The sequence below is a fragment of the Alteromonas sp. AO-Serp genome (genome assembly GCF_017849675.1).
Taxonomy (GTDB): Bacteria; Pseudomonadota; Gammaproteobacteria; order Enterobacterales; family Alteromonadaceae; genus Alteromonas; species Alteromonas macleodii.
This window is the reverse complement of record NZ_JAFLMX010000013.1, coordinates 1-26,319: the sequence shown is the minus strand read 5'-3', so window position 1 is coordinate 26,319 and position 26,319 is coordinate 1. Positions and strand designations below refer to the sequence as shown.

General features: G+C 42.2%; 21 protein-coding genes and 2 pseudogenes. 9 read left to right on the top strand and 14 right to left on the bottom strand.

What is annotated here, in order from left to right; genetic code table 11:
• Positions 1-12: 12 nt before the first annotated feature.
• Positions 13-858 carry a sce7726 family protein gene (locus tag QVA83_RS01130; RefSeq protein WP_287498026.1) on the bottom strand — a complete coding sequence of 282 codons (846 nt, stop codon included), beginning with the start codon at positions 856-858 and terminating at the stop codon, positions 13-15.
• A 455-nt stretch (positions 859-1,313) separates the two neighbouring features.
• On the opposite strand from QVA83_RS01130, the gene QVA83_RS01125 reads away from it, so the two are divergent.
• A complete protein-coding gene (locus tag QVA83_RS01125; RefSeq protein ID WP_287498025.1) occupies positions 1,314-1,562 on the top strand; it encodes a DUF2960 family protein in 249 nt (82 codons plus the stop codon).
• 138 nt (positions 1,563-1,700) lie between these two features.
• On the opposite strand, the gene QVA83_RS01120 is transcribed toward QVA83_RS01125, so the two are convergent.
• The 4 genes and pseudogenes from QVA83_RS01120 to QVA83_RS01105 all read right to left on the bottom strand — a co-directional run bounded on the left by QVA83_RS01120 (position 1,701) and on the right by QVA83_RS01105 (position 7,170).
• Positions 1,701-2,330, bottom strand: coding sequence for a hypothetical protein (locus tag QVA83_RS01120; RefSeq protein WP_287498024.1), 630 nt, complete (start codon positions 2,328-2,330; stop codon positions 1,701-1,703).
• Between the two features lie 139 nt (positions 2,331-2,469).
• Entirely contained in the window at positions 2,470-4,239 is a 1,770-nt protein-coding gene (locus QVA83_RS01115; RefSeq protein ID WP_014947777.1) for a BCCT family transporter, read from the bottom strand.
• 103 nt (positions 4,240-4,342) lie between these two features.
• Positions 4,343-5,755, bottom strand: a pseudogene (gene nhaC, locus QVA83_RS01110) (Na+/H+ antiporter NhaC).
• Positions 5,756-6,183: 428 nt separating this feature from the next.
• Positions 6,184-7,170 (bottom strand): hypothetical protein, encoded by a 987-nt coding sequence (locus QVA83_RS01105; RefSeq protein WP_156077689.1) that lies wholly within the window; start codon positions 7,168-7,170, stop codon positions 6,184-6,186.
• A 12-nt stretch (positions 7,171-7,182) separates the two neighbouring features.
• Here QVA83_RS01105 and QVA83_RS01100 point away from each other — a divergent pair, with 12 nt between their 5' ends.
• Together QVA83_RS01100 and QVA83_RS01095 are read left to right on the top strand one after the other, a co-directional pair.
• Positions 7,183-7,521, top strand: a complete 339-nt coding sequence (locus QVA83_RS01100) for a helix-turn-helix transcriptional regulator (protein ID WP_287498023.1) — start codon at positions 7,183-7,185, stop codon at positions 7,519-7,521.
• A gap of 20 nt (positions 7,522-7,541) precedes the next feature.
• Positions 7,542-8,960: a DUF3987 domain-containing protein gene (locus QVA83_RS01095; RefSeq protein ID WP_156077687.1), complete on the top strand. Its 1,419-nt coding sequence runs from the start codon at positions 7,542-7,544 to the stop codon at positions 8,958-8,960.
• Positions 8,961-9,100: 140 nt separating this feature from the next.
• Here the strand turns inward: QVA83_RS01095 and QVA83_RS01090 are convergent, their stop codons facing one another.
• The 8 genes from QVA83_RS01090 to QVA83_RS01055 form a co-directional block, all read right to left on the bottom strand.
• Complete coding sequence (locus QVA83_RS01090) at positions 9,101-9,595, bottom strand: hypothetical protein (protein ID WP_156077686.1); 495 nt, start codon at positions 9,593-9,595, stop codon at positions 9,101-9,103.
• 2 nt (positions 9,596-9,597) lie between these two features.
• Complete coding sequence (locus QVA83_RS01085; RefSeq protein WP_156077685.1) at positions 9,598-10,446, bottom strand: hypothetical protein; 849 nt, start codon at positions 10,444-10,446, stop codon at positions 9,598-9,600.
• Between the two features lie 354 nt (positions 10,447-10,800).
• A complete protein-coding gene (locus QVA83_RS01080; protein ID WP_287498022.1) occupies positions 10,801-11,640 on the bottom strand; it encodes a hypothetical protein in 840 nt (279 codons plus the stop codon).
• Between the two features lies 1 nt (position 11,641).
• A complete protein-coding gene (locus QVA83_RS01075; RefSeq protein ID WP_287498021.1) occupies positions 11,642-12,940 on the bottom strand; it encodes an MvaI/BcnI family restriction endonuclease in 1,299 nt (432 codons plus the stop codon).
• Positions 12,941-12,950: 10 nt separating this feature from the next.
• The gene (locus QVA83_RS01070; protein ID WP_156077682.1) at positions 12,951-13,424 is read right to left on the bottom strand and encodes a very short patch repair endonuclease; all 474 of its coding nucleotides are present in this window, start codon (positions 13,422-13,424) and stop codon (positions 12,951-12,953) included.
• Between the two features lie 2 nt (positions 13,425-13,426).
• The gene (gene dcm, locus QVA83_RS01065) at positions 13,427-14,764 is read right to left on the bottom strand and encodes a DNA (cytosine-5-)-methyltransferase (protein ID WP_156077681.1); all 1,338 of its coding nucleotides are present in this window, start codon (positions 14,762-14,764) and stop codon (positions 13,427-13,429) included.
• A 157-nt stretch (positions 14,765-14,921) separates the two neighbouring features.
• Complete coding sequence (locus tag QVA83_RS01060) at positions 14,922-15,596, bottom strand: hypothetical protein (protein ID WP_075607646.1); 675 nt, start codon at positions 15,594-15,596, stop codon at positions 14,922-14,924.
• A 43-nt stretch (positions 15,597-15,639) separates the two neighbouring features.
• Positions 15,640-15,876, bottom strand: coding sequence for a hypothetical protein (locus QVA83_RS01055; RefSeq protein ID WP_075607647.1), 237 nt, complete (start codon positions 15,874-15,876; stop codon positions 15,640-15,642).
• 115 nt (positions 15,877-15,991) lie between these two features.
• Between QVA83_RS01055 and QVA83_RS01050 the strand changes: the two genes are divergently transcribed.
• Positions 15,992-17,167, top strand: coding sequence for a TetR/AcrR family transcriptional regulator (locus QVA83_RS01050; protein WP_156077680.1), 1,176 nt, complete (start codon positions 15,992-15,994; stop codon positions 17,165-17,167).
• A gap of 36 nt (positions 17,168-17,203) precedes the next feature.
• On the opposite strand, the gene QVA83_RS01045 is transcribed toward QVA83_RS01050, so the two are convergent.
• On the bottom strand, positions 17,204-21,040 hold the full coding sequence (locus QVA83_RS01045; protein ID WP_287498020.1) for an AAA family ATPase: 3,837 nt from the start codon (positions 21,038-21,040) through the stop codon (positions 17,204-17,206).
• Between the two features lie 407 nt (positions 21,041-21,447).
• On the opposite strand from QVA83_RS01045, the gene QVA83_RS01040 reads away from it, so the two are divergent.
• From QVA83_RS01040 to QVA83_RS01020, 5 genes and pseudogenes are all read left to right on the top strand, one after another.
• Positions 21,448-22,443 (top strand): hypothetical protein, encoded by a 996-nt coding sequence (locus tag QVA83_RS01040; protein WP_287498019.1) that lies wholly within the window; start codon positions 21,448-21,450, stop codon positions 22,441-22,443.
• 10 nt (positions 22,444-22,453) lie between these two features.
• Positions 22,454-24,229, top strand: a complete 1,776-nt coding sequence (locus tag QVA83_RS01035) for a S8 family peptidase (protein WP_287498018.1) — start codon at positions 22,454-22,456, stop codon at positions 24,227-24,229.
• A gap of 105 nt (positions 24,230-24,334) precedes the next feature.
• Positions 24,335-24,706 carry a hypothetical protein gene (locus QVA83_RS01030; RefSeq protein WP_287498017.1) on the top strand — a complete coding sequence of 124 codons (372 nt, stop codon included), beginning with the start codon at positions 24,335-24,337 and terminating at the stop codon, positions 24,704-24,706.
• A complete protein-coding gene (locus QVA83_RS01025; protein ID WP_287498016.1) occupies positions 24,703-25,764 on the top strand; it encodes a hypothetical protein in 1,062 nt (353 codons plus the stop codon). Before QVA83_RS01030 ends, QVA83_RS01025 begins: the two co-directional genes overlap by 4 nt.
• A gap of 271 nt (positions 25,765-26,035) precedes the next feature.
• A pseudogene (locus QVA83_RS01020) lies at positions 26,036-26,283 on the top strand (IS5/IS1182 family transposase); the annotation flags it as partial.
• Positions 26,284-26,319: the final 36 nt, after the last annotated feature.

Sequence of the window (26,319 nt, the reverse complement as noted above, 5' to 3'; positions counted from 1 at the left end):
ACCTTGGTAAACTTAAATCTGAGTAGCCAATGCCTCTATGACTTTCATTTGCTTTCTTTTTGACAACTTATGACGGACAGCTCTTCCAGAAAGCTCAAACGGTAACCGAACCAATAGTTTATTGTTATCTATACCACGTTTTTTTAGAGCACTTAATGCTATGCTTTTAAGTTCATATCTAGAAATATTCGAGAGAAGCTCTTCGCATACTCTAAATAGTTGAGTGTTGGGAACTTCATCTATGGCGGTACCATACTCCCTAGCAACGTCTTTCAACTCGTTGGAGTTAAGAAGAGATAGAACCTTTGCTGGAGAGTATATTGGTTCAAACAGCTTAGAATCTCTTACTATTGAAAATTGGCCGCGCTTTGTCAGAACTTTTATACCAAAAGATTCATCGATATTTTTCTTAAAGTAGTCAGCTTTGCTCTCTGGCCCGACAACGAACACTTTATCAGAGTATTTTGCATAGTCTTCTAGTTGCTTTCTAACCCTGTCCAAATTATCAAACTCTGATTTTATTTCGTAACTAGTTGCAATTCCATTCACTACAAAGGCATCAACTTTTGAACTACCAAGCTTCAGTTCAGAGAGCAGTCCTGCCGTATTCGGTGAATGCTTCCCTAGTACAACTTTTTTGTATAGCATGCACTTGTAAATGTATTCACTTTGGTAGTTTTTATTCAGATATTCAAAAGCTTTTTCGTACAAATGTCGAATTTCAACACTGCTGGATTCGTCGAAGCCGAGTGCTTTCTTTAATACTAGCAGGCTCGCTAAATTTCCCTCTACCAAGTCACCAAATGACGAAGAACTAAACGCTTTTGAAATATGCTTTAGCTCGATAGTACTTTTCATTTGAACCCTTCTCCGTTATTTGCCTAAATCTAGCAGCAACACCTTTTCAGTTCAATCCTACCGATACACATTTGCTACATATTTTAATAAGAGATTTCAAGACAAAAAGAACCACGCCAAACCCCTTTAAAAATAAAGGATATGACAGAAAAACAACACAAGACCTTTGCCTCCGGAGTGAAAAGCCATTGCTCAGCTTTTCATGGGTTAACTCTCAATCGCCCTATCAAGGCTTTCATCATTGTCGAAATAAAGCTGGCTCAGCCGGCTTTTCTTTAATTGGTATGTCGCACTGGCAAGGCTAGCGCTTCTTTAAAGCTACTAAATTCTTCATCGGACACCTCGCGCTATGGTTTTGCCACCCGCTTTTTTTAACACGCTAATTATTAGCGCTAATTGAGTTTATAATACCGGTTAAACATTTTTTGAATTACATCGACCAACTTGAGTAAAACATGGCCCATAAAGTACGTTATAAGTTTAAAGGTGTGGCAAAAGAGATAAACTTTTCTTACAGCCGCCATCAAAATATGCATGAAGCCGTGGCCGAAGCTGAGGGAATAGACCTTTCCCAGTTCCTGCAAACTGAACAGCAACTTGCCGCTATCAGTAAAGACAAAAAAACCGTAAGAAACTTCAGAGATACCGAAGTTGCAAAAATGGGGTTTTCTGATTTGTATTTTTTAAAAAACGGGCAAGAATGATGGTTGCGCCCTTTCAACACATACTAGGCCTTTGAACTACTTTGCTTTTGGGGATTAACGGCCAAACCTTAAAAAAAATGAAGGGCCCGATAGTGTTCGAACCTCTGACTCCGAAGTGCAAAGCTACCAATCAGCGCTTTATGGGTTACCCTCAACCAACCCATGAAAAACCTCAATCGCCCTATCAAAGCTTTCGTCATTATCGAAATAAAGCTGGCTTAGTCGGCTTTTCTTGATTTTGTAGGTAGCGCTGGCAAAGGCTAGCGCTTCTCTAAAACTGCTAAATTCTTCATTGAATACAGTGAATACCTCGCGCTGAGGTTTTGCTACCCGCGTAATACTCCCATTCACTTCATAATCGAACCCTGCAAATTGAAGGCGGGAAAGGGTTTCTTTGCCTAATCGCATGCCGCCTTTTAGGCTTATTTGAAATGCCGCGTCCATTTCTTCAATCTCTTCCATGCTCCAGTGGTTAAATACCCGAATGGCCTTTTTGTACTTTTCCGCCAACCGCTTTTTTAACACCGTTATTCTGGGTTCTAGCGTGGCGTTGTTTTCATTTTTTAAAAGATCAGTGCATTCGTTGCATGCAGGCACGGAAATAAAGTCGGCCTGTAGATGTCCGTCTTGCCAGTCGTGAATGAATTTTATGGGTGGAATAAAGTCTTGCCGTGCAGCTTCGCAGCCGCAGTAAATGCAGCGATTAAAATCAGCCGAATGTACCGCGTTTAGTGGCTGATAGAATTTCTGATAATTCTTAACTGACATTCTGCTACATACGTAAAGTTGAAAGGGTGCAAACGGTGATTACAGTACCACAGTCGCTTTTTTAGGGTACGCTAATTGTGCTCAGCTAATACAAACGCCGCCCTTGTGCGGCGTTTGTTTCATTCAGATACGATAAAAGCTACAACCGCGACGGTCTGCTGTGCGGGTCGCCCTCAACGTGGCCTTTTGGCGGTCTTTGTTTAGGCTTTGCGGCAATAGGCGTTTCGCCATCACTCTCTTCGCCTTCTTCATCAATATCCCATGTACCTTCTTCGCTCCACGGGTCGTCGTCGGGGAATTCCCCTATATTGATTTCTTTTACCGAGTAATCGGGCTGGTAACGCATGTCGTAATTGGCCGCCCGCACTATGGCAATACATAACATTAAGGCCACAGCTAATAGCGGAACGCCCCCTATTATCGACGCCGTTTGAAGCGTTTCTAATCCACCTACAAACATAAGCACTATAGGCATAAACGATAACGCGAAAGCCCAGAACAAACGGTTCCACCGCAATGGCTCTTCGTCTACTTCTTTTTGCACTACAGCTGCCAGAATGTAAGAAATGGAGTCGAAGGTAGTTGCGGTAAAGATTAGCGCTAACAAGGTGAATACAAAAATGACTATGTAGTCCAATGGCAGCGTGTGTAGCATGGCGAAAATCGCGGCCGTAGGGCTTTCTTGGTTAAGAATACTCACCACGTCTAGTTCACCCGAAAGCTGCAAATACAAGCCATAATTCCCCATTACCATGAAGAATAAAAAGCAGCCCATGGTGCCGAAGAACATTGAGCCCGCCACCATAGTACGAATGGTGCGCCCCCTTGAAATGCGCGCGATAAAAAGCCCTACGCTTGGTGCAAATACCAACCACCATGCCCAGTAGAATATGGTCCAGTCTTGAGGGAAATGCGTGTTTTGAAAACCATTAAATTCGGCAAAAGGCTCTAGCCAGGTAGCCATTTTAATAATGTTGCTAAGTACTCGGCCCAAAGCATCTAGGCCGGTATTGGCCATAAACAACGTAGGTCCCACAACAAATATAAATAGTAGCAACCCTATGGCCAGCCAAAAGTTAATGTCTGACAGCAGCTTAATGCCCTTCTTTAAACCTACATACGCGCTGTAACCAAAGATAGCTGTACAGGTTACTAGCACCAGAACTTGGGTAGTAAGCGATTTAGGCACGCCGAATAGTTCGTGCACCCCTTCGTTGATCATAGGCGCAGCCAAACCTAACGTGGTCGCCCCGCCGCCTAACATTCCAAAGATAAAGCTGATGTCGATAATTTTACCCAGCCAGCCGTGAGCCATTTTCTCGCCAATAACCGGCATAAGGGCTTCAGATATTTTAAGTACGCTGTGATTGCGCACGTAGTAGAAGTACGCAATAGGTACGGCGGGAATGAGGTAAATTGCCCAGGCAAGCGGGCCCCAGTGGAAAATACCGTAGGCTGCAGCCCATTTAGCGGCTTCTGGGGTTTCACCTTCTATGTGAAACGGTGGCGCTTGGTAGTAATACACCCATTCAATCATGGACCAATACAAAATAGACGCGCCAATGCCTGCACAAAACAGCATGGCAGCCCATGATACTGGCGAGAACTCGGGCTTCTCTTCCGGGTCGCCTAGTTTTATTTGCCCGATGTCGCTGAACATGATGTAAACCATGAACCCACCAGCGCCAACACCAAGCAAGAGATATAAAACACCAAGTTTACTGGTTACGAAGTCTTTTGCGGCTGCCACCCACTGTGCGCCTTGGTCCGGCCAAATAATTAGGGGAATGGTGACAGAGAGAAGAAGAATTAGAGAGCCAAAAAAAGTGGGCTTGTCGATTACGCTAAACGCGCCTTCCTGTTTAATAATGGCCTTGGAGGAGGCCGCATCTCGGGTATTACTACTCATACACGATCCTTTGTTTTGTTTTTATAGATGCCTTATACGTTTGGCTTTAAACGGGCGATCTTAAAAAACAGTTTATCAGAATTGTGTTAGCTAATGGGTTGCTTCAAATCGATGTGCGTTTATTCATTCGTGCTTTGGTTGTTAGCATGCCCATGCCCAATGCGGCCATAGATACCGCAATAACGCCGTTTAGATAGTTGAAGAACGCATAGGGCACGTAATCGAGCACGTTAACGCCCAGGGTGGCAGAGTAAAACGCACCAGCCGTTGTCCACGGAATAAGGCCTGTGGTCATAGTGGCACCTTCTTCTACCGACCGAGATAGCACAGCGGGGTCAAGGTTCTGCTGTTCATATTTCGGTTTAAACAGCTGGCAATTCAAAATGATAGAGATATAGGCCTCGCCCATGGCCACATTGCCTAGAAAACCAGACGCAATGGTCACGGCAATTAGGGTTGCTGTGCGTTTTACCCGTTCAATAATGCCTGTCAGTAACGCAGCTAGAAAGCCTGCACCGTGCAGTATGCCACCCAATGCGATTGCCATTAAGGCGAGGAGCAACGTTCAGCTCATACTGCTGATGCCGCCTCGTCCTAGTAAGGCATCTAAATTTGCGATACCCGTATTTTGAGGGGTGTTTTCCCACAATGCGTTAAGCACGCTGATGGTATTAGTATCTTGATAGAAAATGGCGATGATAACGGCCAGCAAAACACTGCACGACATGGTTACTTCAGCCGGCACCTTCTTGATACTCATTACCGTAAGCAACAACAGCGGCAACAGTGTTATATAGGGTGCAAGGTTATAGTGACTGGCGAGTGCAGCTTTTATTTCAGTTATTTCGTCAACATTTAAGTTTTGGTCTGCATAGCTAAAGCCTATTACCAAGAAAATTACAAAAGTTAGAAGAAAGCTAGGTAGTGTAGTTAGCAGCATGGCGTACATATGCCGATACAGGTTGGTACCCGCGCTCATGGATGCGAGGTTGGTGGTATCAGACACCGGGGACATTTTATCGCCAAACGTCGCACCACATACCACCATGCCTGCCACAATGGGCAGTGGTATGTTCATGGCAGCGCCAATACCCATCAGCACTACACCCATAGTGCCCACCGTACCCCACGATGTGCCTGTAGCTACCGACATTACCGCACACAAAATTAATCCCACCGCCAGGAAGATACTGGGGCTTAGCCAGCTTAAACCGTAATAAATTAGCGTTGAGATAGTGCCGCTTTGCATAAAGCTGGCGATAACCATACCAATGAGGATAAAAATATAGATTGCTGGCATGGCTCGGGTTAATGCGCTGGTCATTAAATCGCGGATTTGCAGGTACGTGTACCCCAAGCTAAAGGCATTGATACCAGCCCATAGCAAACACAGAAATAGTAATGCATGCAGGCTAATGCCCAGGCCAAATAATCCGCCTGCTATCAGTGCGACAATAACACCAAAACAAAGTAGTGACTGAGTAAAGCTTGGGCGTTGAATAGACTGCGGCGACATTATAGGCACGTTGATACGCTTAAAAATGAACTAGTGAAAAACAGTATAACGACTTTGCTATGCGTTGGAATGACTTTGATGTTGCATTGGATTGGACGTTAGAGTTGCAGCCACGTCTGAGGTAGGCGTGCCCGATTCTGATATAGAAAGGCTGAAGAGGATTATTCCTTCATAGGTCACTAGAAAAGGAAATGGCCCGCCCTAGAGGATTCGAACCTCTGACCTCGGCCTCCGGAGGGGCAATGTCGGAGGCTGAAAATAAAGCGAATAATCCTTCCAGACCTTGAAACATATACGTTTCGCACTAATCAGAGTTAATTCAAGTTAATCTAAACTAACACAATCAGTGTCCCAATGATGTCCCATTAGCGTTTAAATTTCAATCCGTAAAAAATTAGATTTGCACTCGTGTTTGACGGCGGTACTTATCAGTCGGGAGACACAAGTGAGTGCGCAAAAAATGGTAGAGGGCCAAATGTCTTCACATTTTGAAATGCTTTTCTAATTTGCCAACCTGAAAGACTCAACTTCTCATTCTTTACAGTATTATCTTTTACAAACCACCCTTTGTTATTGATAAGATACTCAGACCGCAATATCTGCAGGACTTTTGCTTTGTAGCATATATTTGCCAGATAGTTATCTTCTCCAAAGTAGCAAGCTCTTATGTACGCATAACTAAGTAGTATCGGGGCGGCACTTCTCAATGGCAGTATCTGCTTTTCGATACCTGGTATTTCACTAACTTTTTTACTGCTATCAGTCACATCCATCGGATACTGAAAACTTCGCCATTCATTTTTTGGGAACAATAAGTTAATTGCTTGATCTAATCCATCCATCATCTTTAACCCACCACCAAAGATTGCTGTTATCCCGCTAATTTCCAGTACGTGTTTTACTTCGTCCTTGATGTGGGTATATTTTGCGTGAATTGAGTCTAAAGCTGCAACTATTGACTCCTGAAGTGCGCTTGAGGCATGAAGCAGCGATTCGGCATACATCACGTTGAACAGGTGATAAGGTCCGTTTTCGAAAGCATTTCGAACACCGGTTAGTTCACTATCCATAAGATTCACATGGGAGGCGCCAAATTGACGCGAGCCACTGAGAGCCTTTTTCATTAATTCCTCCCAGTCTGTGCGTTCATTCATATTGGTTAGCTTTTGCAACACGTAAGGCATTCCATATTTCCCTTGTCCTCTTTCTGGACGCTCAGTGGCGCGAAGAAGCCCTTCAATTTGAAGAGTATGCTCACTCGATTTTCTCTGGTATTGAGCTGGATAAAATTTCTTAGGATCCAAACTGTTCAGTTTAGCTTCTTCGCGCTCCATTTCCTGTGTCAGCAACTCATTTCTAATAAACCAGAATAGATATTGCGACCTCAATTTTACAAAAAATTTATCTGAATACATATTCAAGCCCAAATGTCAAAGGCAAAAAAAGAAGCTTTTTCGACCATCACTAATTCTATCCTGATAGCAATAATTGCTGCAACTCTTCAACAGGAGGCAATTATGAAAGAGTTTAAGTTAATAACAGCTCACGAGCTGGCAGAGATTATAAGGAAAAGTGTTCCTTCAATTTACAACGCTGTAAGCGAAGGCTTTGAAGGAGAAAAAATACCCATCAGCGTCAAAATTGGCAGAAAACGCTTGTGGCTAATGTCCGATGTGCAGGAGTGGATAGAGAATCTACCGCGTACATCGGTCTCAACATCTTCTCGAGTAATCGAAAAGAAAAAACCAAAACTGAATGAAATTTAAACAACACAAGGAACGTAACGATGAAAGACTTTTTCAAAAACCTGCTGCGTAGCAGTAACGCTTTTTCTACACAAACAAACGAAACACATGATAATCAGAGCCCTTTTCCAGAGGAACCGCCTTATCAACTGCCTGATGATGATGATTTGGACTGGGATTTGCCGGACGTACCTGACGACTTTCTGATACACCCTCCCAAGCTGAGGCCAGAAGATCTTCCGTCTTCCATCAGTGAGTACGTTTTTCACAATGCGGAGAAGCTTGATAATGCCCCGCCTGAATTTGTAGCGGTCTCGGTACTCACAGCCGCCGCTTCGATTATAGGCGGAAGTGCTGTGATAGTGCCGAAGGAGAAAGATGAATCATGGGAGGTCATCCCTACAATGTGGACATCGCTTATCGGTACCGCCTCAACGATGAAAACTCCATGTATGGAGGCTGGGCTTCGTTTGATTCCAGAAGATAAAACACTTTCTGGGGAAAAAAGAACCATAGTCGTTAACGACACTACTCCAGCTGCACTGGCAATAAAGCTTTCTCAGGAACCCCATGGCGTCATAATTAGTCATGATGAGCTCACTGGCTGGTTAACAGAGCTTGAAAGTAAAGCAAACAGATCAGAAAGAGGATTCTACCTGTCAGCCTTTAACGGGTCAGTCCCGCATAACGAACTCAGAATTTCTCGGGAAAATGTCCAACTTGACGCTTCCATTCTTTCACTGATTGGCGGGATTCAACCATCCATGATTGTGCCTTTTATGAAAAATCGTTTAAACGGTAAACTTAATGACGGATTATTTGAAAGGCTGCAACTAACCGTATTTCCGGTACATCACAAAAAGGCAACTGACATCCCTCCAAATAAGGAAGTGATTGATCGCGCCAGAAATATCTTTAAAGGGCTCTGGGAGTTTCGAAAGGCAAATCACAGGACTGTATTCAGATTTTCAGAAGAGGCACAATCTCGGTTTAATGAATTTCATGAGTTCAACATTGCCCGTCTCAATAGTGTCGAGAGTCATGAAGAAGCAATGTTTGGCAAGTACTCAGCTTTGTGTGCAAAACTAGCACTCATTTTTCATTTACTGTCTGCCGGTGATTTTGAAAATGTTGACACAACTGTGGGTGTTTCACATGTTGATAAGGCTTTAGCCTGGATGAAGTTTCTTGAAGGGCATTACCGCCGGCTGATTTCATTCAGTCGTAACTCCCCGGACCATGAATTTATGGAAAAGGTATTAAGCAGATTTGATGATTTACAGGATGTATTTAGTCGACGAGAATTTGTCAGAAAAAAATGGAGCGGTTTTACTGACAATAAAAGTATCGATAAAGCTATCCAGATACTTCAATCGTTAGGATACATTAAGGAATTTGAGTCAAATCCCAACGGCCGAAAAACAAAACGCTTCATCAAGCATCCTGACTTCAGAAGATAGATCCCACAAACACCATACTGACATTAGTTCGATTTCAAATCAGTTTTATACTAATGTCAGTATTGGCAGTGCCAAACTCGTTCTTCCAGTTGTGTTTCTGAAAACCCAGCAACACGAATTCCTCTGAATTGGCACTAATGTCAGTTGGTCGCCATATTATACAGATCAGTCGATGACTTTCTGTTGAACTGTTCTATGGCGGATTTATTGGCCTGATACAAATCTTCATATTTATATAATTCAGGTTCAGCTCCCAATAACGAATCCATAGCTTTGATGAAAACTGAAGGATTTAGTCGGTTCCCGTCAATAGTAAACTCACAGTTTGCTGGTAGCATACTATGTGCAATTTTTACTTTGTAAAGTCGACCAGTTTTTTCTCCAACATCAAAACTAAATCCAGGTTTAGGACGTTTCACATTTCTTCGTTCAGTAATAGCTTCATACTGAAATTCAATTTGAAGAGAACTGTTGATTTCATTTTCTGCGTTTTCAATAAAAGCACGCATTGACTTTGGGATATCATACGGAGGCAAAGAAAAAACGATTCTTCCGTTGAAAGGCTCATTGAGCTTGCTTTTGCCTGCTACTTCATTGGCCAAAGCAGTACTGTCTAAATTGGTCCATTTATCCATAGCTATAAATCCTCAGTAAGATGACTGATTGTTTTCATTACTGCTTTGAAAGCCTCTCGGGCGTTCGCAACATCGATTCCATTCGGTTTAGCACTGTCCCAGATTACAACACCCCAAAGATCACCATTGTTTGCAGTAATTGGCATTGCATACATACTTCGAGGCAGGGATTTGCCTCTTTTTTTAGCCTCTAAAACAGAATTCAGAGGTAGAAAGCTTCCTTTTGCGTACTTCTCACAGTTTGCTTCACTTGAAGAAGTCTGAATTCCGGGAAGTTTGGATACTTCCAAAGCTCGATTTGAAGCCCAACACCGCCCTACTACGCCTTCTGTGTTATCACTATTGTCAGTAATCGCAAATACTACTTTAGTTTTTTTACCTTGATGGTTAGATCGAAGAACAGGCATCAACCACCCGCACATTGGGTGAATGTTTCGGTTCTTTTTTGACCTAAACCATGCAATAAAGTTTAGTCCATGTCTACGCCAACACCACTTTTTATACTGAAAGAGTGTGACTCTGTGCTTGTCATGTTCATCCCCTTCACTCAGATTGTAGGATTTCTCCTGCAACTCATCTAACATACTCTGTAAAGTCGTCCATTGGATCTTTTTACCATCGCGAGAAAGTATGTAACCTACGATTAAGCAAATTATGATTAAAAAATAAAAGTACAGCGAGTGGATTTTTATGAAGTCAAGGATTGAGGCTAGCGTCCCATTTTTCTGCTTATCAATCTTACCTGCCCAGTCAATGACAATTCCCAGTACCGGAGCGATAAGTCCGGCGATACCAAACAAGCGTTTACCCAATGTCCCCACGAATTTGTGGTGACGTATATCCTTAATCAATTTATTCGTTCCCGTTGTTATAATAATTTAGCAGTACAGACTGACCAGACATAAAGCAAGCCTGTATTTATTAGGATTATTACGTACCTATCTCCACCATCTAAACCCTAAAGCATGAATAAACATCAGCAGTTCTATCCTTCTGAATATATCAAAAATAGAGTCTTTACCCAGAATCCACACACATCAAATTTTCGTCATTTCATCAATCGAAATGGTTTTGGTGTTTTGCGCACTTGAACCATTTTGACCAATATTACCACCAGCATCTTCACCCTCGAAAAAATCTATGATGGACTTTTGATACCATCCACAAAAGGAACTGTCGGTTGCAGATCGGGTAAGGCGAAGTAGTTATCTACTGTCAAATTTCCAACCATCCACTTCAGCAAAGCATTTTTTCATTTGTAAGAAAAAAGGAAGGTGATCCTGATTGATCCCTACTTTTCCTTCGTGGGTATACTTCTCTTTAACATCAATGAAAAGCAATTCCTGTTTGAACGGGTTCAGTTGAATAACATCGATGTCTGTTGGTCTACCTTTTTTGTAAGTACCACTAAGCAGCACGTCGAAGAAGAGTCTGTCGAACACTATTGATTCATATATTTCTTCCTCAACCTCTTCAATATAGAGCCTTTTGTATGCCTCGCTTCTTATTTCTTCAGGTACTTCAGGCATATCTTTACTAAATGAGTCGAGTTGATAATCTTTACCCTTGATTTGAAAGTTTCCTAGAAGAGAATCTACCGCACAGGATACAAATCTGTTTCCCTTAAACATATAGCTTTTAAAATTCGGGGCAAAATTATCAGTATTGGGTGAATATGTCAGAACAAAGAAATTTATTTCAGGAAGCGCTTTCCTTAACACTTCATATAAAAACGAGTATCTGTCATTTATCTCGGGAAGTACTGTCACATATGCGGCACTTTTGGTGTAATCAGGCTCCTCTGCCCATTTGTATGGAATAAACCACCCTCCGGCCAAGGTATTTTTAAAACTGTGCGCTCTCTGAAGATAATTCAGTTCACCTCTGAAGCCGATGACTCGGTTGAAAAATGCATCTTCATATTCATTTTTTATGAAATCCCTGCCTTTGACATGACGTGCAGGCCTTGGTTTTTTCTTTTTGTTATGTGCGCCTGCCCAGAGAATGTCAATAAGATGATTTGTTAACCTGGTTTTACGACACATCTTAGAGTTCATCCAGCTTTAAATCAGTAACCTTGTCGTACAATGCTTCAATGTCTTTCCACTTCGTTCTGAATTGATTTCTTTTTTTCGACTTCCATTTTCCATTGTTCAGCTTCATATTTATCCCGGGATCGTAATAAACAGCTTGGCTATAGAGTGAACTAAGGTAATTCTTTATTCCTGCGCCCTCGGCCAGACGAACACCTGGACCAAACTGATAAAAGACTGAACCATCGACATGCTTTGAATATGAAACGAAACAGGTACGTGAATGTTTTCTCTTCCAATGCTCTAATATTTTGCTAAAACTCCATCCTGCAGCCAGGTTTCCCTCGCTGTCTACAAGATGCAGACCCCCATCAGGATCTGTTATTTCCTGCCGCGTGGCATCGTAACCTTCCATAACAAGTTTTAATCTGGTTCTTTCGTTTACAATGTTTGTTTTATGGATACTTGCAAAATCAAGCCTTTCAGAATTTCTGGACCATCCATACTGACGAAGAAAAACTTCGAGATCATCCAGATACAACCCAACGTCAGGTTCAGGTGTCATTAGCGTCACAACACTGCCCGAATGCGCTTTTAACTCCCAGTCCTCATAATCAGGCTCGGCAATACCATTCGGAGAAATACCGAAAAGGCTCTCAAGAGTAAACCCGGCTCCATTCATGGCTTCATAAGGAATAATTTTTCCATCTTTAATTCTTTGAGAAGGAACCAATCCAGCTTTGTGGATTTGTATTAATTTATTGAGGAGATCTGTACGAGTATCAACTTTTTCTTCAAGAGAGTAAAAAACGGATGCTACAAGAGAAAGTTGCCCTGCATTTATTTTGTCATTAAGTTCATGTGTTACAGGGTCATCCCAGTGGGTTACATAACCAATTATCCTGTCTTCGCAGATACCTAAAAACAGGATACGATTTTTATCCGCCCTCTCCGTTCTTTCGACTTTTGTGGGAGGTTGCATAAGGTGGCTCGGAGAGGATTTGCAGCCTTTGAGAAACCCGCTGAACCGCACTTCCGGGTATTTAGGGTAAAGGATTAGCTGAGCGCCTGGGGCCAGCTCGACCTTTCCATCCGGAGTCATCCAGTAAAATGTCAGAGAGGCTTTGAAAATTGGACCCTTACTACTCATTCCACTCGAATAGATTTCTCCGCTGGGCAAGAGCTGAATTACTTCAAAGCTTCCGCCCAGGTAAACCTGTTGTTTAGTATTGTCATTGTTAGCAAGTTGCTTAACTATTATCCGCTCTGCGCCAAGTTCGTATAGGTTATTTTGTATAGCGGCCAAATCCATCTGATAAGTCTCATCGGTTACATTGCTTCAATCCATTTGAATCCAACTCGTAATCCTGCTGCGAATGATGTATCCATCGCTCAATCAGTTGTATCGCCACAGGCTGAGGCAATCTAAGTTTTCCTTTTAAAGCACATTCCCAAACTATTAACGTTTTCAGGCCGTACTCACGTAATAATCTAATATTTTTATTATCGCGTTGAATCGTATCAGAAATTTTAGATTGCCAAAACTGAGGATTGGTTTTGGGCCATTTGAAAAGATGACAATTGTGACCATGCCAGAAACATCCGTTAATCAAAACACAAGCCTTATGTTTTGGAAGATAAATATCTGGCTTAGAGGGTAGATGATTAGGAGTAATGCGGAATCGGTAACCACTACTGTGAAGAAGCTTCCGAACAATTAATTCCGGTTTCGTATTCACTCCCCTAATTGCCCTCATGTTGCTGCTTCGGGTTTTAGGAGAGTGAATATCAACCATTTTTATGCTGCGGCTACTTTCTGGTTATCAGCCTGAATAGCTTTGAGAATATAAGGCTTCATTAATTCAGCCACTGCACTGAATACAGGAACTACGACAGAGTTACCAAACTGTTTATATGCCTGAGTATCTGACACTGGAATTATAAATTTATCCTGACCTTTAACTGTGAAGCCCATCAGTCTTGCACATTCAGTAGGAGTAAGTCTGCGGGGACGGTTTTCAAGGTTTTTTTCATCTTCAAAATCTTTAGAAAAATCCCATCCACGATCAACGAGAATCTCAGATCCATCTTTGTAGTACCTTGCTGATAGCGTTCTCGCAATGCTGTTTTCGTTAACCAGACCGAAACCAAATCCGTTACCCTTTTCTTTATGTTTTTGCGCATAATCAAACAGGTACTTCCACAACTTGGGAGTAAGGATATACTTATCATCAACTTCTTCATCAAGAATGTCACCCAAAGCAGGTTTCTTTCTGGGTATAAGACTATCGATGTTCTTTAAAGAAAATCCCTCATGAATGCCTAGATCTCTTCGGAAGCCAACCAATACAATCCGCTCTCTGTGTTGAGGTGTAAAATGCTGACCATCTATTATTTTAGGGTCTTTTCCTTCGAACGTGCTGTCTGCGACTTCATACCCAAGCTCATCAAGTGCCTCCATAATAACTTTGAAAGTTCGCCCTTTGTCATGCGACTTCAGGTTCTTTACGTTTTCAAGAACAAAAGCTTTTGGTCTGTGTGCAGCGATAATTCTGGCTACATCGAAAAATAAAGTACCCTGTGTGTTACACTCAAATCCATGAGCTCTTCCGAGTGAGTTTTTCTTCGAGACTCCAGCAATAGAGAATGGCTGGCAAGGAAAACCTGCTAACAGGACATCATGTTCGGGAATGTTTTTTCTGATACTGTCGTAAGCTTCTTGCTCGGAGATATCACCCTGGTCAGACAGAGTGATGCTCCGGATATCTTCATTGAATACGTGCTCTTCATCATTTCCGTAATTAGCTTTGTATGTTTTAACCGCATATTTATTCCATTCACTGGTAAAAACACACAACCCGCCCTGGTCTTCGAATCCTTTACGAATTCCGCCTATTCCGGCAAACAAATCTATGAACCTAAATTCACTGGTTTTAGATGTTACGGCAGGCTTTGGCAATAACTCAGTCAGAGCAATATACTCCGCATGCGTCACCGACGGCTCCGTTTTACCTTTAACCCAGCGGTTGATAGTCTCTCTGCACAAAGAGCTACCAACTTTTTCTTTAAGATAACTTGCCAGAAATTTTTGATCATAAATTTCGAGAAGTTTGGTCAACAGTTGCTTTTCGTTCATGAATTTTAAAATGGGAATATTGTGTGACTCAATATCACATAAAAAACCCAAAAATTCAATTTATAACTGTTTTTTTGATCAGTGTTAAACTGACAAACCTGACTTTTGGAGCTGATGTCAGTGCTGTCAGTTCGGTTTTGGTAAAATGTAATCAAACTCAAGCTGCTCTTCTTTCATGAAAATCGGTAAAAGGTGGAACCACTCTGGCAGCGGTAATTTCTCGCAAGGAGATTCTCACGACTCCCATTCCTAAACCCACTCTTTTACCCTCGAGAATCAGTTTATTGTCAAATTCCCTGACCACTAAGCCAGTCAAAGTCTGTTCAATGTTACCACTGACAATGGAAATACTTTCTTCTGAAAATATTGCTGACTTCACTGACTCCAGTACTTCTGCACTTATATTTCCCAAATGAAGGTGTTTTGCAAAATCTATTTGCGATGTCCCTCTCTCAAATCTTACTACCTTACTTTGGTGGTTAGACTTGTGCTTGCTAAGATACGAATCATTTGCCTCGTCAAATACTTCCTGTATTTGCTCAAAAAGTGCAGCTGGCAAGGCAATCTTAGCCGTTACAGCTACCTGCTTAAGCGCATAGGCCAGCTCGATTGACATTGTCATCTTATTTGTTGGCTTCACAGCACACCATTTTTGTGGCTTACCATTTGGGTTAAGGCAATATGCAACGTTCAGCACTTCAAGCGCTATCATATCTGCTTTGATAGTGTTCTCTGAAACATTGAAAACACGTGACAATTCAGGGATTGTAACCGGAACCTTCGTTGAAAGATGATGGTTCTCAATGCTTCTTCTGCGTTCTGACTGATTCATACTCTTCGTCCCCTTTCAAAAACTAATAAAGCCCAGTTTCGACTTACGCTACTAATCCGATTTCTTCGCAGTCATATTCAAAATCGTTGGCACAATGGTCATCCCACAGGTCTATAATTCTCTCTGTGCCTAAAGATGATTTAGAAACACCAAAGACGACTATTTCTTGTAATCTGCTGATTACCTGATGCTCGCTAACCCCATAAGCAGCACTTATTTTTTTGACAGCGAGATGTAGCTTGTTGAACTCATAGTTATCGGATTTGGAATTCTTTTTCATTTGCTTTGCTCTCGTTTGTTGAAGACATGGGCAGATTAAATGAGGTACACTCACTATCAAATAGCGAAAAAACTAATTTCACAACTTGATAAAAATACTGATTTAAGGATTATTCATGCAATGGGAAATAGGGGACAGTGTTAAGGATTGGCTAGACAAATGGAGAACTGAAAACCCGTCCCAGACATTTATATCTTTGGAAAGTGAAGGGAAGCTTGGTGTTGGTATAGCAACAATATATCGATTGAATCAAGATAGTTACTACCTGCCTTCTCAGGCAACACAGGATAAGTTGGCTCACTTTAAAGTTAATGGAGTTAGCAGAGGTTCAAAAGGTTTCGGGTACTTTGGTTACCCTCCAGTAGATGATAACGCCGGAAATGGTTCCAATAAAAAGGTGTCACCTTTCGCGATAACTCAAAGTGAGCTTGAGTCGAGGCTGCGAAACGATTTTGACTCGATTATAAATCAGGCCGAACTTAGCAGAGGATTTTGCTGGTTCAAACATAGATGTGTACATGAAGAAAGTGACAGAGCGTCAGTAGTTCCTGGAGACCAGTGGAAAGTTACTCAACGAACTGGCTACAACATTTACGCCAGTACAAATACAACAAAGCGATACGGCCCTATTCTTGGAGAAAGGCAAAAGACATTCGAACTGGCCTTGTTTGTTTGCGAAAAATGTTTGGTAAACATCAAGCCACTCCTTATCTCTCCAGTTTCAAAAATTATAGGCAAAATTAAGGCTGAACAGAAAAGGTCCGTTCAGAGAATTGCGAGTGACCTTGGAGTATCAATTGGAAACGTATATCGCCTTGCAAAAGATAAAAATGAGTTTATTGAAGCCGCCCTACTCGAAGACATCCTCAAACTCTGTTTTTTCAAAAGTCGACAAGATGAAGATCTAGTAGATCAATTCAGAGCGGCAGTGGAAGAAACAATTGAAGAGAATGGTTTGGTTGAATATATGGACGATTTGGAATTTGATAGTAGAGAATTATTAGATAATGACCTCATTGATGGATCGCAACTACTGCTTCACTCAGAAGATAGTAGAAGTCAGTGGGTTTACGAAGGGGAACTCGAAGTTCTTGAAACAGAGTTTTTAGAGTGGAAAATTGATATAAATGGCGTGCAATATCTTTACGATGTAGCATACAAAGTAGTGGGGAATACGGGTTATCCTCATTTCGAAGATCTAACCCAACATTATAATATAGAGATAACCTTCTTAATCGCCAGCTATGACAAAGGCTATCTCTATGATTTGCAAAAAACCGTAAAATTTTAAGTAAGAAATCCATTTCCATACTTTTCCACTAAAATGTTAAGAAGCTTTCAAAATTTGTGGTTGATAAAGCTGCTCGAAGAGCTTTTCAATTTCCGACCTGTCCAGTTGCTCTCTTTCAACTAAAGATTCGCTGATTGCACTGAGAAGCTCTCTGTTCTCACCAAGTAATTCACTTATATTGGAGAATGCTTCAGCCAACCAGCTCCTAACTTCATCATTAATGTGTTGACTTTCTGTCTCAAGCTCAGAAAGCATAGCGAATCCAAACGAATCTGACATTCCCCATTGAACAATCGCCTTTTTGGCCAAGGCCGTCGCTTTTCTTCTGTCGTCAGCGCCGCCAACAGTTTGTTCGTCCCCAACTAATCCCAACATATGCTCAGCAGCTATTCCCGCAAGAAACACCTGCAAATACGCTTTAACCCGACTGCGGGAAAGCAGCGGTTCAGCATCTGAACTACCGGGTACAACCATGCCTAAAGCCGCCCCGCGAGGTTGAATCGACACAAAATCAACAGGAATGTCTGGCAGCAACAGTTTATGCGCAATTAAATGTCCAACTTCATGATAAGCTGTATATTTCAGTTGCTGTCTTGATTGTTTTGCGGTCTGGGTCACCACTCCCAGCTTTGCCGAACGCACTGCCTCAATGAGCATAGTGGGCTTCCATTCGATCCCTTCGGCCTTTGCAGAGAGTACGGAGTTGTTGAAGATTTCACGAATTCTCCCAATAGTGGCCCCCTGCAGTAAGCAGGTTAACTCTGCTCGAAGTTCTTCAGGCAGTGTACAATTACGTATTTTGAACCATTCATTTACACAGGCTGAAATTGAGGTTTTTGTGGGTAGATTGAAATGAATAGATCTTTCAAAGCGCCCCGCTCTGGTTAATGCGGTATCCAGTTCATGTGGATTATTTGTGGCAGCCATTACGAATACCTTGCCGGAATTCTGTTTAAAACCATCCATAGCAGTCAGCAGTGCATTGACTACAATAGCTGAAGAGTGACCGACGGATTGCCTGCTTTTCGCTATCGAATCAATTTCATCAAGGAAAATCATCGATGGTGCATATCGATTGGCAACATCAAACAATTTTTGTACATTTGAAACTGCGCATCCAACCAGTAGGTCTGCTGAGTTTACATTAAAGAAAAACATATCACTTTCTGCTGCCAGACAGCGCGCCATATGAGTTTTTCCTGTGCCGGGTAAGCCTGTAAACAGATATCCCTTTGGAACAGAAATACAATCATCTCCATTGACGTCTGCACTATTCATCGCATTTACTATCACTCTCAGCTTGCTTTTCTCACTGTCCTGACCAATAACGTCATCCAGTGAACCTTTCGGCTTTCCGGCGAAATTGATAAACGGAAGCTCAGCATCTTCTGTACTTACCATCTGCTTGCAACGGAATGATTTCATGTTCACTTCAATGCCATCTTCAAGAAATTGATAGCCAAAGGAGTAGGTTGGCTTCATGTTCCGCGCGATTGAGAGTTCTGTGTATTTGGCCAGCGCACCAATTCTCTTGATATTTTGCAGACATTGTCTGTAATCATCCAAAGATGCATTTCGGGATAATGCGATGTGAGTGAAAACCGAGCCTTCAGAAACAAGATCATCAACGTCAGATTGTTGATTGATGTTGCCCAAGGTCACAATTACCTTTGAGGTATGCTTTTTCAGCAGAGCGATACTTTCTCTTATCTTTCCGGAAAACATTTCAGTGTCGACCAAAAGCACATCAAAATTACCTTTCACTGCAACCGCTAATTCACGCTCATTAAACTGACGGTGAATGTCCATGTTTTTGTCGGATAACTTTTCGAGTTGCTTTCGCGGCGAAAGAATTCGTACGTTTACATCCTGGGAATCCATGAAACTTTCATTCGAAAAGCGGATTTTATTAAGTAGGCGCAACTCTCCTTCGGGAACCTTGTCTACAAGTTCATTAGTAATGTCCCCTTCAAGCTTCGAAAGCTGGGTTGCCAGTGAACGTGGTGACACACTTCCCCCTAGCGTAGCAACTGCCAGTTCTTCAACATTTTCAGGCCATGCCACAGACCCCATTTTTCTTGTTACCATGCACGTTTGTTTGGCTATTGAGAGCATTGTTGCAGCACTAATAGGTTTGAAAACTGCGATAGTACCGGCCTGCAGTCTGTTCACCATTTCAGGAGACAGCGAGCGTCCACCATTTATTTTCTTATTGGTAAGCAACTCTCTGACATCTAAGTTATTTTCAGACGAACGCTCAATTAACTTACTGCCAAGATTCGTTGTGATAACGAAATGACAAAGCGAAAAATCTATGGCCCGCATAGCTGTTCGGTCATTGGCTTGCCCTTTGTCGAGCAGTGTTAGTAGCGCTTGTATAACACTGGGATGTGCTTTCTCAATTTCATCAAAAACAAAAAGGGTTCTTGGATTTTTCATCACCGATAATGTCAATTCACCCAGTGCTGAATCGCTATATTGAGAACCAGCCCCAAACAGTTTCATCACATCACGTTCGTCATTGTACTGCTCCATATTAAGTATCTGAACCTGATAATCGAGAGAAAGCTCTTCTACAAATGCTTCCGCAATACCTTCTGCCAGATACGTTTTCCCGGTACCGCTCATGCCGAGAAATACTGACGTACCCAGGTGGCAATCGCCGCCGTTAACAATAAGATTAGATAGCGAAGAGGCTACACTTTCTATTGCTCCATGTTGACCTTTAACTTTAGCATGTAGCCGCTTTTTAACCGCTTTCACATATGAAAATGGAGGCTTCCTCACTTCGAGCTTGTTCAGCTTCAGCATTTCTTCAATGTATCGCTTTGGCTCGATATCTTCGAATAAAACAGGCTCCTCCCAGCAAGCCAAATCAAAAGTGGTATTTTCATCTACGTGAAATATGATCTGCCCATCTTCGCTACGCGCAAGGAAGCAGCGTAAAAACTCCCAGACTGACTGCTCAAGCTTTAATTTACTTCTGCACCCTCTTTCTGCGTGAGTAAACCAATCGATGCTTGGGCCCCTGACAGAACCTTCGTAAGTTTCAATGGTTCTTTTTTCTACCTGCTCTAAGAGACGCTTACGCAATTCAGTACAGGATGTAGGGAAAACTAGCTGAAATGCATGTGTACTGATGGCTGAAGCTATATACTTTATAAAGCCAACACTCCCAGCTACCGCAGCGACAAAGAGTTGTTCACCAATCGCTTCCGTTGCCGGTAGTCTTTGTACTTTTTGTTCTAAGCAGTATGCCTTCTCTATCCAACAGATATTGTCAAGCAACTCCCTGACTTCTTTATCACCGCTACTAAAAAGATCTTCAACTTCTACCTTGCCCAATCTCTTTACAGCCCGCTCTGAATTTACTTTTTGAGTGTGCAAAGGATATTCGGTGATCTCGCCGGAAAACGGACACACAACATTGAAGTCAGACGGAGAGTCTTCGCCAAACAATATTTCGGGGCCACATAACATTGCAAACTTATCAAATGCAAAACCATTTTGATGGTTGGCTCTTTTAAAGAGTCTTCTGGTATCAGAAACAAAGTTATCAAAAGTCACATCCTGATAACCTTTCGCCATTGACGCTCCAACCGTTCTGATTTCGTCAAGAACGGTATTTGTAACCGGCATGTACAGGTTTATCATAATGAGCCCAAATAGTGCCTTTGAGTCTTCTATCGTCTTGCAATCTACGATATCAGTTAAATCATCACTCAGATCCAGCCAGCCTTTATAATGCGCAAGGCAAAGTGCAAGCTTTTCATTTTGATTTGTACCATCAAGCATCTTTTGCTTTATATCTGTACTGAATGTTTCGAAGTATGCGTTGAGGATCTGGGTTTTATTTGCTGTAGCTAAGGCCATGTGTGTCTCCGGGTATGTTGTCTGTATTTAACCCGACCTATATTACTGAGCTATCCGCACCCTGATTGCGGATAGACAAAAAACTCAGTATTTTTTTCAAGTTTCAGAAAGCTGAGTATCCGCAATCTAGCTTCGGATAAAAATGATATAAACTTCGGTATTGTCGTTGGCTTAGTTTTTTATGCGCTGCTGCTGAGGTCATGAGTGACTCAAAGCATGCTTGCTGTAAGACACCCTTTTATGCCTGAGCCATCCGCAGTCAGGTTGCGGATAAACAAAAAACGCAATATTTCAAAAAAAGTTCATGAAAACTTTGTATCCGCAATCTGGCTGCGGATATATCTGGAAAATAACTCCGGTATTGACGCACGGCATCGTGCCTGTCGTCTCACTCAACCGGAGATAATATGAAAGACTCTCACGATTTATCATACGCACCTGCCAAAATTTTTAGCGTTGCTTCATTCACGTTGATGTCAGCAATGCTACTTACCGCATGTGGCGGAGGCGGTAGCAGTAACTCGAATGTCCCACAAACCCCAGACGATGGCGGAACCAATGCAGGCACCCCGCAGCCGACGGCCTTTAAAGTAACAACGCAGAATACGGCGATTTCACTTGCTGAAAATACGTCTACTGATCTTTCTGTCTCATTTACAGGTGCGAATGGTGACGTATCCGCTACCGTTGAAGAATTATTGCCAGCCGCCTTATCCGTTTCAATCAGCGACATTAGTGCGAACGGCGCGATGATTAACATTGCTGTACCAGAGTTGGAAAACGACGGTAGCGATGAAATCGTTGTTACTTTTACCGACAGTGCAGGGCAAACCGACTCTTACACAATTGGCACAAGCTTGGTCAACAGTTCTGGTGAAAAGGCGTTGGCTAATTACGAAATTGCTGCCTGGGGAGCAGGGACCTTTATAAACCTTGAGCCGGAACGCGAATTATTCAAGCGTCTTAAGAAGATTCTGAAGATGAAAGGAGTGCCTACTGCAAATATTCCGGTATTTCCGGTGAATTTGAATCTGACCACTCGCGCAGATTTGATCAACTTCAGCAATGCTCGCAGTGAGGTAGTTAACAGTTATCTCGACAGCACTATCACCGAAACTGAGGTAAGAGCTAAGACAGATGACATTCTGGCGCTTTCAGGTGATTTCGTTATTCCTGTGAATTCAGTATTAGAAGAGTTGGTATCACTGGCATCAGGCACGGTGCCTGAACTCCCATTAGGGGTAGTTAGTTTGGATAAAGAAAGTGGGCTACTTCTATCACAGTTTATAGGTAATGCGCAGATGGGGGCTTACTCAACGGAGTGGGTTTGGACTTTCAACAATGAATATCAATTTATGGCGCAACTGACTCAGAGCAGCGCATCATGCCAGGCAGCAGAGTAAGGAAATCAACATGAAAATGAAATCAGTTTTAACTTCGGTATTTGTGAGCGTAATCTCAGCAGTGACTTTCTCAGTAGATGCTGGTGAAGAAGTTCGTTTGGTGATCACGCCTAAAGCGAACACTGTGAAGTCAGAAGTCGCGACACAGAAAGCGACTCCTTCAATGTCAGGCTGTGTTCCCACACCTGATGGCAAAAGCAGTTGGTGCATAGGCAACTATACAATTGACTCCAATACAAAGAAGTCAGTTGCTAACGATGTAGTAACGGCCAAATCTGTACACAGATCTTCAGGGATGGAAATTATCACTCTTGATGGCTTGGGTTACGATGCCAGAGAAGTAGCGAAAGCACTGACTGAGGACGGGCGTTTTGGCTTAGTCGAGGCCGATTTGGAAATCCACCAGAAAGGGACTCCAGCCGTTAACGATAACGACTTTATCAGGCAGGAATTCTACCTTGGCAGCAGCAATGAAAGTAAGCTAGGCATGAATGTTATTGAAGCTTGGGAAGGAAGCAACTATTTTAATGATGGCGAAAAGGTAGACGTCTGGATTATGGACTCTTCATTCTTCGACAACAAAGATGTGATTTTCACTGGGGGTGCAAGTTTTTCAACGACTGCGCTGGAAAAAGATGGTGACCGTCAGGAGCCTCATGCGGATTTCCGTCCCAACCCTCTTTCGCTTGAACAGGGAATTTGCAATGGTCATGGGGTTGGTGTAGCGGGAACAGTCGCTGCGCAAATGAACAATAATATGGCTGGAGCGGGGATTACTAACAATGTGAATCTGTATGCGGGACGTGTTATGACCTGCGGAATAGGATTCATGTCAGACGCCGTAAACAACATAGAATACCTGCTGGGTAAACAGTTTGCTGGAATCGAACCTTATTCAGGTAACCCAGGCGTTATCAATTTGAGCATTGGAGCTTTGGCGGAAAACGGTTGCCCAGAATATGTACAGGAGCCCATCTCACGGGCAATATCAGCAGGCTGGGTAATAGTAGCGTCATCAGGAAACGAAACGATGCCTTCGGCACACTCTGCACCAGCCAACTGTGAGGGTGTAATTTCTGTTGGTTCTGTGGATAAAGACGGTGAACTTGAGTGGTTCTCTAACTATGGTGATGGTCTAGACCTTGTTACTGCAGGAGACTGGATTGCAGCACCATGTGAAGAAGGCGACTCTCAGTTTGCCTGTTTCTGGGACGGAACTTCATTCTCTTCACCTCTCGTAGCAGGTCTTGCGACCGCAATTAAATCAATGACTGGGGCAAGTCCAGAGCTTATTAAGCAGGCGCTAAAAGCAACAGCCAGAGGTGAGGTTTTAGGCTCTTCTTGTGACGGAAGCAGATGTGGCACTGGTGTACCTGATGTAATGGCAGCTATCGCTTTTGCAGATGCTGTGATGAAAGGAGAGATGAACACTATTAGTTTTGCTCTTAGCGATACAGACACTTGTGAACAAAGCTGGTTCATTGACAGCTTCGGTGCAAGCATTCCAATTTGCCAACTGTACAAGGCAACATTTTTAGGTGGCGCAGATAATAATAATGGCTATTACGAACTTGTAAGTGTTGATTCAGGCACTGGTTGGGAAGATAAAAGCCTGCAAGTCGTAACCACATCGGAATATGGCGAGATTTATCTTCATAATGTAGATATAGAAACAAAAGATTATGGAGTACGTCTATGCGATACAGCAGGATGCTCAGACCAAATAGTTGAAATGAATATTGCCGGTGCGAGAGTAGAGAACAGACCTGAGAGTTGTAAATACTAAATTGGGGACGGCAATCATTGAAAATATAAAAATTTTCGGGTTGCCGGAACTTCTTGCCTCAAAACTCGCTACTATCAAGTATATTGGTTTATTGAGGTTATCGGTATGTTTCACTCTACAGCGCCACTTAGTGTCCTTATATCAAAGAGGCTGCACAGAAGATGGCTTCGGGGATTTATCAAATATTTTTGCAACAACCATTGTGAGATAGATGACCCGAAGATTGTATTCCACGTTACAGCTCTGTTCGTTATTCTTTCTGATACTCATGACACATCTGAATTACAAAAAAGCATAATCTGGCATGACCGTGATTACAGACATGACGCTTTGAACAAATTTTATGTTGGTGATGAAAAACAGGTATTGGCAGTTGAGAAGCTTGTTGAACAGTTAAAGCGTCAACATGCAAAGCCTTTGGTAAAAGTTGAATACAGCTATTATCTTTCTGCCGATGAAATGGAGCTATTAAAATGAGCAACAGTACGCGTCCATCCGTTTCAGTTCACTGCAGGTATTTTAAAAAGCCTAATGCCGATGCAGTTCTTGACCATTCTCACTCAAAGAGAAACGGCTTCACTTCCTCACAAAACGTCTATTCCGAATTCAGTAAATTCAATAAAGGCTTTTACTTTCATGGTGCTTCGTCCTGCACGGAAGCTCTTGAAGTGATGATGTTACGTCACAAACAGGTTACCGGAAAAAAGATTCGCTGTGATAGCAATGTATTGTTCGAACATGTTGTATCACTTAGCGAAAGCCAGTACTCGAAGCTGGAACGGAAATACACTGCTAAACGGGTGCTTGAAGCTTTTATTGAAAAGCTCAAGATGTACGCACTAGCAATAAAGAAAACATTCCATTTCGAACCTTTAGGATTCGATATCCATCTTGATGAGGGTAGATTCGAGAACGAAATGCCAAGTATTGGTGACTGCGCAAGCTCGGATAAGAAAAATACTCAAAGTGAAATCGAAACAAAGAAAGGTTCCTTTATTCGCAATATCCATGCACATGTTCAGTTTATAAATTTTTCCTTTTCTTCCAAGAAAATGTATGCGCCTTTGCGTCATCTCTATAAAAAAGGTAAAGATGGCAATGGAAAAACTAACCGACTCAATCCAAATTTTGAAAAAATACAGGATATTGCATTCTCGATTTTTAAGAACTGGGGCTTCAAAAGAGGCCAGACAAGAAACATTTACAACAGAAAACACCTTGAGAAAGAAGCCTTCGTTAAGAGGAAACTTACACAGGCAATTCGCCAGACTAATCACATACAAACCCAAAATAAGGAACTGTCAGTCGGTATCGACGAAAAGCAATCTGAAATAAAAAGATTGGAAGAGACTATTTTGAATCTCAAAATCAGAGCACAGTGGGTTAAGAGTCAGGTTATTGACCTGAAAATTCTTAAGCGAGAAGTTAGCCAGGCAATCATTACTGAATCAGAAATTGCATTGAAAGATATTGTAAACAAGGTCAGTCGAACAGAAGATAACCTAGGCCAAAGTTTGCAGCGAAGACGGAAATAATTTATGGAAGATAACAATCAAATAAAGTTTGCACTATATCTTGAAGATTGGGGGCTTACCACCTTACAGAAAATTATAAGCCAATGTCCGTTATTTCTTAATTGATAGTGTTAGAGATTGGCTTCACGACATCATAGGGAATTTCAGTGCTAACTTCTTTCAGCTTTTCTTCACTATACCCAAAACCTGCCAGTATGATTTCTAGGGAAGATGCGAATAAGTCCCTGATGTGAGATCATAGCAGTACATTAAATCACAGCCATTAACGTCTATGAGCCATCAGTTCACCTTTGCAGATAGCGAGTTTTCAAGCAAACGCCGCCAGACGAGAAAAGAGATTTTCTTATCTCGGATGGACAACCTGTTGCCGTGGTCTCAATTGCTGGACGTGATAAAGCAATTCCAGACCGTACTACCATTATGAACTTCCGGCACTTGCTGGAAAAACACAAGCTTACTCGCAAATTATTCAAAACGGTCAATCAATGGCTGTCGGATTACGGTGTGATGATGACGCAATGAACATTGGTAGATACCTGACTCTAATACACATCT

Excerpts from the sequence above, each read along its gene's own strand:
- QVA83_RS01130 (WP_287498026.1), bottom strand. The coding sequence starts at position 858 with ATGAAAAGTACTATCGAGCTAAAGCATATTTCAAAAGCGTTTAGTTCT.
- QVA83_RS01125 (WP_287498025.1), top strand. The coding sequence starts at position 1,314 with ATGGCCCATAAAGTACGTTATAAGTTTAAAGGTGTGGCAAAAGAGATA.
- QVA83_RS01120 (WP_287498024.1), bottom strand. The coding sequence starts at position 2,330 with ATGTCAGTTAAGAATTATCAGAAATTCTATCAGCCACTAAACGCGGTA.
- QVA83_RS01115 (WP_014947777.1), bottom strand. The coding sequence starts at position 4,239 with ATGAGTAGTAATACCCGAGATGCGGCCTCCTCCAAGGCCATTATTAAA.
- QVA83_RS01105 (WP_156077689.1), bottom strand. The coding sequence starts at position 7,170 with ATGTATTCAGATAAATTTTTTGTAAAATTGAGGTCGCAATATCTATTC.
- QVA83_RS01100 (WP_287498023.1), top strand. The coding sequence starts at position 7,183 with ATGTCAAAGGCAAAAAAAGAAGCTTTTTCGACCATCACTAATTCTATC.
- QVA83_RS01095 (WP_156077687.1), top strand. The coding sequence starts at position 7,542 with ATGAAAGACTTTTTCAAAAACCTGCTGCGTAGCAGTAACGCTTTTTCT.
- QVA83_RS01090 (WP_156077686.1), bottom strand. The coding sequence starts at position 9,595 with ATGGATAAATGGACCAATTTAGACAGTACTGCTTTGGCCAATGAAGTA.
- QVA83_RS01080 (WP_287498022.1), bottom strand. The coding sequence starts at position 11,640 with ATGTGTCGTAAAACCAGGTTAACAAATCATCTTATTGACATTCTCTGG.
- QVA83_RS01075 (WP_287498021.1), bottom strand. The coding sequence starts at position 12,940 with ATGGATTTGGCCGCTATACAAAATAACCTATACGAACTTGGCGCAGAG.
- QVA83_RS01070 (WP_156077682.1), bottom strand. The coding sequence starts at position 13,424 with ATGGTTGATATTCACTCTCCTAAAACCCGAAGCAGCAACATGAGGGCA.
- dcm (WP_156077681.1), bottom strand. The coding sequence starts at position 14,764 with ATGAACGAAAAGCAACTGTTGACCAAACTTCTCGAAATTTATGATCAA.
- QVA83_RS01060 (WP_075607646.1), bottom strand. The coding sequence starts at position 15,596 with ATGAATCAGTCAGAACGCAGAAGAAGCATTGAGAACCATCATCTTTCA.
- QVA83_RS01055 (WP_075607647.1), bottom strand. The coding sequence starts at position 15,876 with ATGAAAAAGAATTCCAAATCCGATAACTATGAGTTCAACAAGCTACAT.
- QVA83_RS01050 (WP_156077680.1), top strand. The coding sequence starts at position 15,992 with ATGCAATGGGAAATAGGGGACAGTGTTAAGGATTGGCTAGACAAATGG.
- QVA83_RS01045 (WP_287498020.1), bottom strand. The coding sequence starts at position 21,040 with ATGGCCTTAGCTACAGCAAATAAAACCCAGATCCTCAACGCATACTTC.
- QVA83_RS01040 (WP_287498019.1), top strand. The coding sequence starts at position 21,448 with ATGAAAGACTCTCACGATTTATCATACGCACCTGCCAAAATTTTTAGC.
- QVA83_RS01035 (WP_287498018.1), top strand. The coding sequence starts at position 22,454 with ATGAAAATGAAATCAGTTTTAACTTCGGTATTTGTGAGCGTAATCTCA.
- QVA83_RS01030 (WP_287498017.1), top strand. The coding sequence starts at position 24,335 with ATGTTTCACTCTACAGCGCCACTTAGTGTCCTTATATCAAAGAGGCTG.
- QVA83_RS01025 (WP_287498016.1), top strand. The coding sequence starts at position 24,703 with ATGAGCAACAGTACGCGTCCATCCGTTTCAGTTCACTGCAGGTATTTT.